The organism is Candidatus Accumulibacter aalborgensis, assembly GCF_900089955.1.
Taxonomy (GTDB): domain Bacteria; phylum Pseudomonadota; class Gammaproteobacteria; order Burkholderiales; family Rhodocyclaceae; genus Accumulibacter; species Accumulibacter aalborgensis.
In genome coordinates, this window is record NZ_FLQX01000117.1 from 58,241 (window position 1) to 71,163 (window position 12,923).

Genomic DNA, 12,923 nt, shown 5'->3' on the forward strand with positions numbered 1-12,923 from the left:
GCCGTTATATTCTGTTGACTAGCCCTCGGCAAGTCGTCTGGCGATGTGTTCGAGAGCTTCCTCGATTTGATCGATCAGGATCAGGCAAAGATCACCTGCCTGCAACTGGGCCAGGGCGGTATCGATAGCGACGAACTCGCCATGGATCTCCTGGACCTCGGATGTCCGCCTGGCGTTCTTCAAGCCCTTTTGCAGCAGCGCCAGGACTTCTCCATCGGCACGTCCGCGCTGGCACTGATCCTGATAGAGCACGACCCGATCGAAGGCGTCACCGAGGATCTCCGTCTGCCGGCAGAGGTCTTCGTCGCGTCGGTCACCGGCACCGCTGATGACCACCGAGCGCGTTCCGGCCGAAGACATGGGCATGTTGTCGATGGCGTTGACCAGCGCCTGGATGGCATCCGGATTGTGGCCGTAGTCGGCAATCAGCGTTGCCCCACGATAGCTGAACACGTTGAAGCGGCCAGGAGCGGTCTGCGCATCGTTGACGAAGCTGGCCAGTCCGCTGCGAATCGTCTCCCAGTCCTCGCCGAGAGCCCAGGCGGCAGCGGTCGCCGCCATCGCGTTTTCAACCTGAAAACCAATCGCCCCGTTCTGAGTGACCGGGATGTCGGCCAATGCCACACGGTGTTCGACGCCCGCACCGGAAGCGACGATCGAGTCGCCATCGCGATAGACCACCCGTTTCCGTCGCGCGCGGTGCATGGCCATCACGGGATGATTGCGGTCGCAGGCAAAGAAGGTGACGCTCCCCGGGCACGCATCGGCCATCCGGGCGACCATGGGGTCGGCTGCGTTGAGCACTGCGACGCCAGTCGTCGGCCTGACGTTCTGAACGATCACCCGCTTGACGACCGAGAGGTCCTCGACCGTGCTGATGTACGACAGCCCCAGATGGTCGCCGAAGCCGACATTGGTGACCACGGCGACATCACAGCGATCGAAGCCCAGCCCCTCGCGCAACACTCCGCCGCGCGCCGTCTCGAGTACCGCGGCATCGACATCGGGGTGCACGAGGACGTTCCTGGCGCTCTTGGGGCCACTGCAGTCACCCGTATCGGTGCGGCGGCCAGCGATGTAGACCCCGTCGGTGGTGGTCATGCCGACACACAGGCCGCGGCTGCCAAGAATGTTGGCGATCAGGCGAACCGTCGTCGTCTTGCCGTTCGTTCCCGCCACGGCGACCAGGGGAATACGTGCCTCGTCGCCGTCGGCAAACATGCTGGCGATGATTGCTTCACCGACTGCGCGCCCCTTTCCGAAAGACGGCTGCAGATGCATGCGCAGCCCCGGCGCCGCGTTGATCTCGACGATGCCGCCGCCCTGGGCTTCGAGTGGACGCAGGACGCTGTCGCAGACGACGTCGACGCCCGCGATATCGAGGCCGATCGTCTGCGCCGCAGCGACCGCCTGAGCGGCGAATTCGGGGTGGACGTCGTCGGTCACGTCGGTGGCCGTTCCGCCGGTGGACAGATTGGCGTTGTTGCGCAGGACTACGCGCTGGCCCCTTGGTGGCACCGATTCGGCGTTCAGCCCGGCGCTGGTCAGGAGAGCCAGCGCCACTTCGTCTAGGCGGATTCGGGTCAGCGAGGTGGCATGGCCTTCGCCGCGCCGGGGGTCGAGGTTGACGCGTTCAACCAACTGGCGAATGTTGTGCAGGCCATCGCCGATGACCAGCGGTGGATCGCGGCGGGCAGCGGCAACGAGCTGGTCGCCGACGATCAGCAGCCGGTAGTCGTGGCCCGGGATATAGCGTTCGACGAGCACTTCGTCGCTGACTTCGAAAGCGATCGCGTAGGCGGCTTCGATCTCCTCGCGGGCGCACAGGTTGACGGCGACGCCTTTGCCCTGGTTGCCATCCTGCGGTTTGACGACCACCGCTCCGCCGATTTCGCAGGCCGCCGCCCAGGCGTCTTCGGCGCTCAGTACCGGTCGACCGCTGGGCACCGGAACGCCGGCGGCGTGCAGCAGAATCTTGCTCAGTTCCTTGTCCTGGGCGATCGATTCGGCGACTGCGCTGGTGCAATCGGTTTCGGCGGCCTGAATGCGTCGCTGGCGTCTGCCCCAGCCAAACTGAACCATGCTCCCTTCGGTGAGCCGGCGGTAGGGAATGTTGCGCGCCACCGCCGCATAGACGATGGACCCGGTGCTCGGGCCAAGGCGCACATCCTCGTCGAGGGTGCGCAGGCAGTCGAGTGCGTCGCCGAGTTCGAATTCCGTGTCGTCGACCGCCGCCCGGCAAAGCATCTCGGCGAGTTCCATGGCCAGTCGGCCGACCGCCTCCTCGCTGTATTCGACGACCACCTGATAGGTCCCGGTGTCCACGGTCTGCGCCGTGCGGCTGAAAGTGACCGGACAGCCGGCCTGTGCCTGCAGGCCAAGCGCGGCGAACTCGAGCGCCTGGGCCATCGAAACCGCTTCATCATGGCCTAGTGGCCGCAGCATGGCCAGCTCGGGGAAGCGCTCGCGCAGACGGGTTTCAAAACCCGGCAGGTGGTCGATATTGCACTCCTGTTCAGTGCAACTGACAATCGCTTCGATCGCCGTATGCCGGCTCCACAGATTGGGACCGCGCAGAGCGCGGATACGCGAGACTTGCATGAGCGGTTTCCTCTTTCGGGTTGTGTTCGGCCGCAGGATGGTCGTGCACGGACGGGTGCTTTCTGGATCAGGCGATGGTGAAGGTTTCCAGCCCGGTACGGGTGAGTTCCGAGCCGATGTCGAGCGCCCAGGCGGCCGCGGCGGCGGCGAGGACATTCTCGATCTGCAAGGCGTCGCGCCCGGCGTCGGTCAGCGGAATGCCTTTCAGACGGACGATCGCTGTCTCGTCGTTGCCACTGGCGAATACCACCTGGCCGTTGCGGACGAACACCGCCCGCTTGCCTTGCGCCCGGTGTTCGACCAGGGTCGGCAAGTCTGGGTCGCTGGCAAAGAAGATGACTTCACCATCGCAGAGGGGCGCCATTTCGACCAGCATCGGCTGGCTCGCGTTGAGCACCGCGGTCCCCGTCGGCAGGACCAGATCGACCTGCGTGCGCAGGACGGTGAACACTTGCGCAGCCGTGTCTACGTAGTAGCGGCCAAGATGCTGCGCGGGGTCTACGTTGGTGATTACCCCGACCTGGCAGCGGTCGTAGGCGAGACCTTCGCTGAGGATGGTGTCGCTACCGTTCTCGAAGACGGCAGCGTCGACGGCGCGATTCATGAGGATGCGGTGTGCGCCGCCCCAGTTCGCACAGTCACCCTGCTCGAGGCAGCGCCGACCGACGTACAGCCCGCCGCTGCAGGCGAGGCCCGTATGCCTGCCGGAGAGGGCGAGGAAGCGTGCTATCAGGCGGGCAACGGTCGTCTTGCCGAAGCTGCCGGTGACGCCGACGACCGGGATGCGACCGTCGTCGCCATTGGGAAACAGCTCGTCGACAATGGCGCGGCCGACGGGCCGTGGCTGGCCGGTCTCCGGTTTCAGGTGCATCAGCAGGCCGGGACCGGCATTGACCTCGACAATGGCGCCGCGCTGTCCGTCCAGCGGTCGGGAAATGTCTTCGCAGACGAGATCCACTCCGGCGATGTCGAGTCCGACGATACGCGCGGCGAGCGAGGCGATGGCCGCCGTCTCCGGGTGTACGCTGTCGGTGACGTCATCGGTATGGTTGCCGCTGCGCACGATCAGCACGTCGCGACCGGGTGGTGGGACCGAGTCCGGCGCAAATCCCTGCCGCGACACCTCGAGTCGGGCGACCGGGTTGTCGCCGAGCGCGATGATGTCGAGCGGGAACTCTTCGGCAGTCCCGCGGCGTGGGTCGGAGTTGATCTGGCTGTCGATCAGTTGGTCGATCGTCGACCTGCCGTCACCGATGACCTTGGCAATTTCGCCGCGGGCAGCGGCGGCGAGCTTGCCGCCGACGACGAGCAGGCGGTGCTCCGAGCCGCGCACGTAACGTTCGACGATGACCCCGCTGCCCTCAACGACAGCCGCTGCGTAGGCCGATTCGATTTCATCACGGGCCATCAGATTGGTGAAAACGCCGCGGGCGTGGTTACCGTCAGAGGGTTTGACGACCACCGGCACGCCGATCTCCTCGGCAGCTTCCCAGGCATCCTCGGCACTGTCGACCAGGCGCCCTTCGGGGACCGGAACGCCGCACGATTTGAGGAGGGTCTTGGTCAGATCCTTGTCGCGCGAGATGCCTTCGGCAATGGCGCTGGTGCGGTCAGTCTCGGCGGTCCAGATCCGTCGGCTACGGGCGCCGTAGCCGAGTTGAACGAGATTGCCGGTGGCCAGCAGGCGGATCGCCGGAATGCGGCGGTCTTTGGCGGTCGCCGCTTCGACTATGCAGCCGGTGCTCGGACCGAGGAGTTTGCGCTCGGCCATATCAGCCAGGCGCTCAACGTGGCCGGCAACGTCGAAAGGTTCGTCCTTGATGGCCGCCAGCAGCAGGTCGCGGCCGGCGTAGAGGCACGAGCGGGTGACATCTTCGTGCCAGGCGCGGACCACGACCTTGTACACGCCCCGCGTCGACGTTTCTCTCGCCTTGCCGAAACCACCTGGCATGCCGGCCAGGTTTTGCAGTTCGAGGGTCACGTGTTCGAGGATATGTGCCGGCCAGGTGCCTTCTTCGACGCGGCGCAGAAAACCGCCGCGCTCGCCGTAGCTGCAGCGATGGTCGATCAGCGACGGCAGCAGGCCGGTGAGACGTTCGTAGAAACCCGGGATGGTATTGGACGGGAAGTCCTCCAGTTCGCCGATATCGACGACCGCCTCGATGACCGGACGATAGGTCCAGATGTTCGGACCGCGCAGGTAGCGAATTTCGAGAAATTTGATGTCTTTCGTTTTCATGTCGTCAGTCCAGGCACGGGAAGGTGGTGCGGCGGCAAGAGTGGGGCAGAAGGCGATGCGAAAATAGCCGCGGCCGCGACCGTAGCCGGCGTCGCGATGATCAGCGGAATAACGTTCTCGGCGCCCATCGGCTGACCTCCCGGCGAACGGATTGCCGTCAGGCGCCTCACAGGAAGCGGTCAAGAAACCGCCGGCTCTGCTGATCGAGCGCATAGCGGTCACGGATCAGGAAGTGGATGCCGTGGCTGTCAGCGATCAGCAGCGCGGGTGAGGTCAGGCGGCGGATGTCTTCTTCACCTTTGAGCACCAGACTGGCGTTCCCGCGATCGGTTTCCACCACCCAGGTGCTCGGCGTGGCGAAGCTCGCGACGCTGACGATGCGCTTGATCTCGGGAATGAACTCGCGGCAGGCGAGTTCTGTTTCAAGCAGGCTGCGATAGTCGTCCGGCAGGTCGGTCAACTGCTCGATCCAGACCAGTTCCTGGCCGTGCGGGTCCACCAGCCCGATGCCATGCTCGGGGTCGGTGATCGGAAAGGCGCGTACCGGCACCACGCCGGAATGCGTCTCGCCGTCGGGGCCGGTGAATTCCAGCGCTCCGAAGGCGTTGCGCTGCAGTCGATAGGGCGGCGGGGCGGTCATTCGCGGTCTCCATCGTGCCTGGAATCCACGGTCACCCTGCGCACTTCGTCTTCGGTGTCGACGTTGCGCGCCTGCGCCTGGTAGAGGCGGTAGTAGTGGCCCTCGCGAGCCATCAATTCGTCGTGGCTGCCGACTTCGACAATGGTGCCACGGTCGAGGACGACCAGTCGGTTGGCATCGCGCAGGGTGGACAAACGGTGCGCGATGGCAATCGTCGTGCGTCCGCGCACCAGGTTGTCGAGCGCTTTCTGGATTTCCTTCTCGGTCGTCGTATCGACCGACGAGGTGGCCTCGTCGAGGATCAGGATCGGCGGGTCGATGAGCAGCGCACGGGCAATCGAGATGCGCTGCCGTTCGCCGCCGGAGAGCGCCTGGCCACGTTCGCCGACCAGCGAGTCGTAACCGTGGGCGAGGCGGAGGATGAATTCGTGCGCGTGCGCGGCGCGCGCCGCGGCAACGATTTCGGCGTGCGTTGCCTCCGGTTTGCCGTAAGCGATGTTCTCGGCAATGGTGCCGAAAAAGAGGAACGGTTCCTGCAGGACAAGGCCAATGTGCTTGCGGTACTCGGCGACCGGGATCGATCGGACGTCGACACCGTCGATCAGGATGGCGCCTTCGGTGACGTCGTAGAAACGCGAGATCAGGTTGACCAGGGTGCTCTTGCCGGAACCGCTGTGGCCGACGAGGCCGACCATCTCGCCGGGTTCGATGACCAGGCTGATGTCGCGGGTCACGCTGCGCGTGCCGTAGCGGAAGCCAACGCTGCGCAGCTCGATACGGCCGGAGATACTCGGCAGATGCACGGGATGGGTCGGTTCGGGAACGCTCGATACGTGGTCGAGAATGTCGAAGATGCGCTTCGCACCGGCCGCGGCCTTCTGCGTGACCGAGACGATGCGGCTCATCGAGTCGAGGCGCAGGTAGAAGCGGCTGATGTAGGCCAGGAACGCGGTCAGCACGCCGACGGTAATCTTGTCTTGCGCGATCTGCCAGATGCCGAAGGCCCAGACGATCAGCAGACCGAGTTCGGTGAGCAGCGTGACGGTCGGCGAAAAAACGGACCACACTTTGTTGACCCGGTCGTTTACCTCCAGATTGTGCGCGTTGGCGGCGCGGAAACGCGTGGCTTCCCGCTGCTCCTGGGCAAAGGCCTTGACCACCCGGATGCCGGGAATCGTGTCGGCCAGCACGTTGGTCACTTCCGCCCAGACGCGGTCTACGCGCTCGAAGCCGGTGCGCAGTTTTTCGCGCACGACGTGGATCAGCCAGCCGATGATCGGCAAGGGCAACAGAGTGACCGCTGCCAGCCAGGGATCGATCGACACCAGAATCGCCGTGGTCATGACGATCATCAGCACGTCGGTGGCGAAATCGAGCAAGTGCAGCGAAATGAAGATGTTGATGCGGTCGGTTTCAGAGCCGATACGGGCCATCAGGTCGCCGGTTCGCTTGCCGCCGAAGTACTCCTGCGAGAGCTTGAGCAGATGCTCGTAGGTGGTCGTTCGCAGATCCGCGCCGATGCGCTCTGAAACCAGCGCCAGAATGTAGGTCCGCCCCCAGCCGAGCAGCCAGGCGACCAGCGACGAGCCAAGCAGGCCGGAGAGATAGAGTGCGACCAGCCCCGGCTCGATCGGCGTACCGTTCTGGTAGGGGATCAGCACCTTGTCCATCATCGGCATCGACAGGTAGGGTGCCACCAGCGTTGCCGCCGTGGTCAACAGGGAGAGAACGAAACCAGCCAACAACTGCATCTTGTAGGGTCGGGCAAAGCGACCCAGGCGCAGCAGCGTCCAGGTCGAAGGTGGCTCATGGATCTCCTTGCTGCATACCGGGCACTCGTCCTGTCCGGCCAAGAGGGGCGTTTCGCACGTCGGGCACAGGGCGACCTCCGACGGTGGCGGCACTACTCCGGTGAGACGGAAAGTGATCTGCCGCATGAAGTGGTCGACCAAACGGCCGGCAGCGATATCGGCGCTCAGCGTGTAGCGCCAGTGCGCCAGCCGTGCATCGGCGGCGGACAGTTCCAACGTTCCGACACCCGAGTGATCGCGGCGCGAGAGGCTGAGGCCTGGCCGGTAAGCCCAGCTTTGCCAGTTCTGGTCGTCGGCCGACAGCGCCAGCAGGCGGTCACTGGTGACGACGACGATCCCCTGAGCAAAGCGCAGTGTCGCGTCGAGATCGATCTCGAGCCAGGCCAGGATCCTTTCGTCGCTGGCCAAAACTTCGCCTGGAGACTGCAGCCGCGCTGACCAGATGGCGGGCAGCGCCGGTGGCCCGCCGGGCGTTATGCGCTGAGCTGTGGATGAGAGATCGCGTTGAGTCATCGCTTGGCCGCTTGTTACTATCAAAGTCGCGTCAGCGACTCACGAATCTCCCCTCTCCCGCATTGCGGGAGAGGGGTTGGGGGTGAGGGAAACGGTCATGACTTTCATCATCGGGTATCTTGCAAAGTCATGACCGTTTGTACAGGGCTGCGGGAGGCACCCGGAACCGGCAAGTATACCCGTCTTCCTGTCCCTGCCGGGGTTCCCGCCGGTGAGTCCGCAACTCACTGGTCAGATTCTTAGTCTGTCGTTGGCCAGATAGCGCTCTTTCTGCAGGTGGGCGATGGTTGGCAACAGGTTCAGCCCGGTGTCGTTCCTGCACTGTTCGGCGCGGCCGACCAACTCGTCGAAGCTGACGACGACCGGCTCGCCGGCGGTGGCGAAGACGATCGTGTTGCCGCTGTCGCAGGAAGGGAAGAGCAGCGAGCGGCCGTCGAAAGCCTCGTCGATACGCGCGGCGGTGGCCTGGAAGCCGCGTTCGCGGCCGAGCAGGTTGATCGCCAGCAGCCCGCTTGCGCTCAGGCGTGACCGGCAGGCCTGGTAGAAAGGCAGCGTCTCGAGTGGTCCAGCACGGGCGCTGGCGTCGAAACCGTCAACCAAAATATAGTCAAACTGGCGGTCACCCTGGAGCATGTACTCGGCGCCGTCGGCAATGACGATGCGCAGACGCAGCGGATCGTCCGGCAGCCGGAAATGCAGCCGGGCGACGATTTCAACCTGCGGGTCGATCTCGACGACCGTGATCTTCGTTGCCGGCAGGTAGTGGTAAATATACTTGGCCAGCGACCCGGCGCCGAGGCCGACCAGCAAGGCCTCGCGCGGCCACGGAGGGTCGCGGAACAGCAAGCCGGCCATCATCTCGCGCGTGTAGGGCAGTTCAAGCGCGTACGGCCGCTGGATGCGCATGGCACCCTGCACCCAGGCGGACGAGAAATGCAGGTAGCGTACGCCGGCCTTCTCGCTGACGTCGATCGCGGTGCGGGCCATCAGACGTGCCGGCAGCAGCGCGGATGGCAGCCGCAAGCGCACCGCGAGGGCGCGCAGTATGGCGCAGATGCGCTCCGAAATGCGGCCACTACGGGTGCGCAAGGGGAGGATTGGTCATGCGTAGCGCGCCGACCATTGCCTGATCTGGTCGATCGTTGCCGTGGCACCACCGCAGGCAACGATCAGGATGGTGCCGAACGGATCGAGTTCTGGTGCCTTCTCGTAGGCCAGCGAAAGACTCGCACCGCAAGCGGGCTCGACCAGTACTCGGTGGTCAGCGAGAAAGGCCTCGCATGCCGAAAGCGCACTCTGGTCGGACACCACGACGCTGAGGATTGGGTGTTCTTGCGACCAGTACACAGCCCTTTCGCAAACACGCTTGGCGCCAAGGGAGGTTGCGATGCTGGTGATTCCTGCCAACTCGACGGGGTGTCCGGCCTCGATGGCTGCGTGGAATGATGCTGCGCCCTCGGTTTCGACGGCGAGAATTGGCAGGTCGCCCCATCCGTTTCGGCGAAGCCCCTCAGCGACGCCCGACAAAAGACCGCCACCGCCGACTGAAAGCACGATGGCGTCGGGTTTCAGTCCAGAGCGAAAAACTTCATCCACTATCGTCGCGTGGCCCTGCCAGAGAAGGGGGTCATCAAAGGGGTGAAGAAAAGCATCGGATGCACCCAGCAGCGAAAGCGCAAAGTCGTTTGCCTCTTGCCAGGAAACGCCGTGGACGATGATCTCGGCATTTTCCCGCAGCAGGAGTTCTTTCGCTCGTTCGGACGTAGTTTCCGGGACGACTACCGTGACGGGGATCGCCAGCACGCGACCGGCATAGGCGACTGCCAGGCCAGCGTTGCCACCGGACGACGAAACGAAGCGGCGAGCCCCTCGTTCTCTATGAGTCTCGCAGGCCAGGCCAATGCCGCGAATCTTGAACGAGCCAGGCGGCTGCAGCGCGTCGAGCTTCAGCCAGATCGAGCGCCCAGATGACAAGCTCATTGGGCGGGATTCGACGAGAGGCGTTTGGGTGTGGAGTGTCATGGTCCGTATAATCGAGAAGGATAGAGATGCCTGCTATTAGTTTTGCAACATGTTCAGCACCACGCCGTTTTAACACGACGCATTCAGGTTCACGAATCATCGTTGTCATAACTGATAACCTCCAATGGAGAATAAATGCCAATTTGGCCGTAGCCGTTAATTCCAACGTGGAGGTCACTCACGCTGCGTGGCTTTGTCGCGCAGCGTCCAGTAGACCGCAAAGTTAGGCGAAACTGAGCATTTTATTAGCGTAGTCTTTGCCTGCTGTTGTAGGAGGCAAAGCTTTACCGTCTTGTGCATACAGATCTAGGGTTTCCTCGACGATTTCACAGAGTTCCGCGAAGACCTGCTTTTCATCGTTGCCATGACAGCCTCCATAAAACAGACCAGGACAACTACCGACAAAGCACTGATCTTCATTAGACCACTCCACGATTTTCACGTAGCGGGCACTTTCGCTCATTTAGTTGAATCCTCTATGGCTATATTGACTGCTCTCTCTTGATAACGCCGAGCATCCGCACCAAGCTGGCCTGAAATTACAAGCGGCCTCGTCAGTTTTGGATGAACGAAGTTCCGGTGACTTCCTTTGCCGCCACGGTTGACGAAACCGGCTTGTTCAAGGTCTTTTATCAGTTCTCTAATCTTTTTTGGCATCGCGTAGTTGTATAAAACAGACTGCCTAAGGTGGATGGCAGTAACGGCAAGGTAAGGCATTTAATTCGACCCTGGCCCCTTTAATCCTCCTTCGCTTGGTTCGGATGGGCCAGGATGTCGAGCAGCCCGCCGGACTCGATTGCCACCACGACGCTCTCGAAGGAAATGCCCCGATCAACCTTGAGCGCTTCGTTTTTCTCTGTGCCCCAACGGAATGGTTTCATCGGGGCATGCTACACCGCTGTGTGCCTTTTGTCACCAGATGACGCCCGAGACTGAGACGCCCAACGTTCACGTTCAGGGGCCGGCCGCGGCTTTATGCGGCCGGTCGCCTGGAGCGCAGGGTTGGGCATGGATGCATGATTGCCAGACTTGACCTCGCGCTTCCATTGCGATATGGACGGGCGGCGGAGAGATGTCGATAGGGCTTGCCACGCCGCGACAGGGCCGACAACGCCAGATTGGTATCGGCCTGGTATCAGCTTGGCACTTCATGCTGCGTTGCGCCGAAGAGGCGTGCGGCGGCACAGAGCGCACAGGTGGGATGGCGCGTCCCTGGATTTCGATAATCAGCAGGTCGAGAGCGGAGTCAGTTCCAACATGACAGCATTTTCTTGGTTCGTTTTATGTGTTTCAATGTTAAAACTGACCCCGCCTTCGTCCATGAAAGGCGTTGTCAATCAATCCAACACCAAAGTACGACACCAGGGGGCCGAACGTGAAAGCTCGGGCGACGGCCGCGGCTTCATGCGGCCGGTCGCCTGCAGCGCAGGGTTGGGCGCCTGTACCAAAGAGTTACACCCTCAGCTTGCAGATGTGCTGCGCCGCTTCGGGGAGCGGCTTGTCGCTGACTTCGCGCTCGGCACGGGGCGCTCGGTGAGACGGCCGGTGACGTACTTATGGAGAACGCTGGCGATCAGCGTCTGATACGGAACGCCCTCTTCGAGTGCCCTGACCTGAATGTCACACAGATCTCCCGACGACAGACGGATGTTCACACGGCGGTCTTTGATAGCAGTGGCACGCGCCGCCGCCTTGAACTTGGCAAGTTCTGCCTTGGTCGCGACCGAGTTAAGCTTTCCCCCGTCGAACGCAGCAACAACTTCTTCTTCGTAGGCATCAGTCTTCGGCATCGGCCTCACCTTCGTTTAGATAGTCCCGAGTCGCCTTGCGACTGGGGATGATTGTCTTGAGGAAGAAGTAGTTTTCCTCCTCGACGAACGGCACCAAGTAAGCGTAGTTGTCCGCAGCGACGACAAGGATGCGCTGCCGCGGGTACTTCGCTTGGTTCGGATGGGCCAGGATGTCGAGCAGCCCGCCGGACTCGATTGCCACCACGACGCTCTCGAAGGAAATGCCCCGATCAACCTTGAGCGCTTCGTTCTTCTCTGTGCCCCACCGGAATGGCTTCATCGGGGAATGCTACACCGCTGTGTGCCTTTTGTCACCAGATGACGCCCGAGACTGAGACGCCCAACGTTCGCGTTCAGGGGCCGGACGCGGCCTTATGCGGCCGGTCGCCTGCAGCGCAGGGTTGGCATGGATGCATGATTGCAAGACTTGAGCTCGCGCTTTCATTGCGATACGGACGGGCGGCGGAGAGATGTCGATAGGGCTTGCCACGCCGCGACAGGGCCGACAACGCCAGATTGGTATCGGCCTGGTATCAGCTTGGCACTTCATGCGGCGTTGCGCCAAAGAGTCGTGCGGCGGCACAGAGCGCACAGGTGGGATGGCGCGCCCCTGGATTTCGGTAATCAGCAGGTCGAGAGCGGAGTCAGTTCCAACATGACGGCATTTTCTTGGTTCGTTTTATGTGTTGTAATGTTAGAACTGACCCCGCCTTCCCTGTTAGAACTGACCCCGCCTTCCCTGCTCCAGTCTTTTTTGGCATCGCGTAGTTGTATAAAACAGACTGCCTAAGGTGGATGGCAGTAACGGCAAGGTAAGGCATTTAATTCGACCCTGGCCCCTTTAATCCTCACGGTATGGGTTAGACCGCATGCTTGGTGCCAAACAGAATTGCGAGTATCCGCTTATGTGCAGGCCCAGGTAGTTGCGGATGGAGTTGAGACCAACGTCTTTCGTCAAATTTCTCGATTGCGTTGACTACCTGGCCTGAATTATGGACTGGCGGTTCCTCTCCAAGAACCTTCCCGATACGATTGGCTACGAGGCGAAAACTATCGAGAGTTTGCTCTTGATCGAGTGCGCCATCGTTATCGACCTTTATGCGCATATAGTCGATTCGAACGATCTGCTTTGGCTTTCTGTTTTCTAAAGTGTAGATGACGGTCGCGACGTTAATTGTGCATCCAGAAAACCGTTGCAACGACGGTTTATGCCTCATATAGAAATCGTTAAATGATCGCTGCGATACTTGAATGATCGAGTTGTCGTCACCCACAACGAAGAAGCGGTAGCCCAGATTCATAGGGAT

The 12,923-nt window shown here is 62.1% G+C and carries 11 protein-coding genes and 1 pseudogene; all 12 read right to left on the minus strand.

Annotated features, from left to right (window positions below; genetic code table 11):
- Positions 1-18: 18 nt before the first annotated feature.
- The 12 genes and pseudogenes from cphA to ACCAA_RS12475 all read right to left on the minus strand — a co-directional run bounded on the left by cphA (position 19) and on the right by ACCAA_RS12475 (position 12,917).
- The gene (gene cphA / locus ACCAA_RS12420; protein WP_186407570.1) at positions 19-2,601 is read right to left on the minus strand and encodes a cyanophycin synthetase; all 2,583 of its coding nucleotides are present in this window, start codon (positions 2,599-2,601) and stop codon (positions 19-21) included.
- A gap of 73 nt (positions 2,602-2,674) precedes the next feature.
- Positions 2,675-4,840: pseudogene (locus ACCAA_RS12425) on the minus strand (cyanophycin synthetase); the annotation flags it as partial.
- 166 nt (positions 4,841-5,006) lie between these two features.
- Positions 5,007-5,480 (minus strand): cyanophycin metabolism-associated DUF1854 family protein, encoded by a 474-nt coding sequence (locus ACCAA_RS12430; protein WP_186407572.1) that lies wholly within the window; start codon positions 5,478-5,480, stop codon positions 5,007-5,009.
- The gene (locus ACCAA_RS12435) at positions 5,477-7,804 is read right to left on the minus strand and encodes a cyanophycin metabolism-associated ABC transporter (RefSeq protein WP_186407573.1); all 2,328 of its coding nucleotides are present in this window, start codon (positions 7,802-7,804) and stop codon (positions 5,477-5,479) included. Before ACCAA_RS12435 ends, ACCAA_RS12430 begins: the two co-directional genes overlap by 4 nt.
- A 231-nt stretch (positions 7,805-8,035) precedes the next feature.
- A complete protein-coding gene (locus ACCAA_RS12440) occupies positions 8,036-8,791 on the minus strand; it encodes a fused MFS/spermidine synthase (protein WP_186407594.1) in 756 nt (251 codons plus the stop codon).
- 114 nt (positions 8,792-8,905) lie between these two features.
- Positions 8,906-9,826 carry a pyridoxal-phosphate dependent enzyme gene (locus tag ACCAA_RS12445; RefSeq protein ID WP_186407574.1) on the minus strand — a complete coding sequence of 307 codons (921 nt, stop codon included), beginning with the start codon at positions 9,824-9,826 and terminating at the stop codon, positions 8,906-8,908.
- 223 nt (positions 9,827-10,049) lie between these two features.
- Positions 10,050-10,289: a hypothetical protein gene (locus ACCAA_RS12450; protein WP_186407575.1), complete on the minus strand. Its 240-nt coding sequence runs from the start codon at positions 10,287-10,289 to the stop codon at positions 10,050-10,052.
- Positions 10,286-10,543, minus strand: coding sequence for a type II toxin-antitoxin system HicA family toxin (locus ACCAA_RS12455; RefSeq protein WP_342674056.1), 258 nt, complete (start codon positions 10,541-10,543; stop codon positions 10,286-10,288). Before ACCAA_RS12455 ends, ACCAA_RS12450 begins: the two co-directional genes overlap by 4 nt.
- A 20-nt stretch (positions 10,544-10,563) precedes the next feature.
- Complete coding sequence (locus tag ACCAA_RS12460; RefSeq protein ID WP_342674057.1) at positions 10,564-10,707, minus strand: hypothetical protein; 144 nt, start codon at positions 10,705-10,707, stop codon at positions 10,564-10,566.
- A gap of 579 nt (positions 10,708-11,286) precedes the next feature.
- Positions 11,287-11,616: a hypothetical protein gene (locus ACCAA_RS12465; RefSeq protein WP_186407576.1), complete on the minus strand. Its 330-nt coding sequence runs from the start codon at positions 11,614-11,616 to the stop codon at positions 11,287-11,289.
- Positions 11,603-11,896: a BrnT family toxin gene (locus ACCAA_RS12470; protein ID WP_186407577.1), complete on the minus strand. Its 294-nt coding sequence runs from the start codon at positions 11,894-11,896 to the stop codon at positions 11,603-11,605. Before ACCAA_RS12470 ends, ACCAA_RS12465 begins: the two co-directional genes overlap by 14 nt.
- Positions 11,897-12,476: 580 nt before the next feature.
- Positions 12,477-12,917, minus strand: coding sequence for a hypothetical protein (locus ACCAA_RS12475; protein WP_186407578.1), 441 nt, complete (start codon positions 12,915-12,917; stop codon positions 12,477-12,479).
- Positions 12,918-12,923 lie beyond the last annotated feature (6 nt).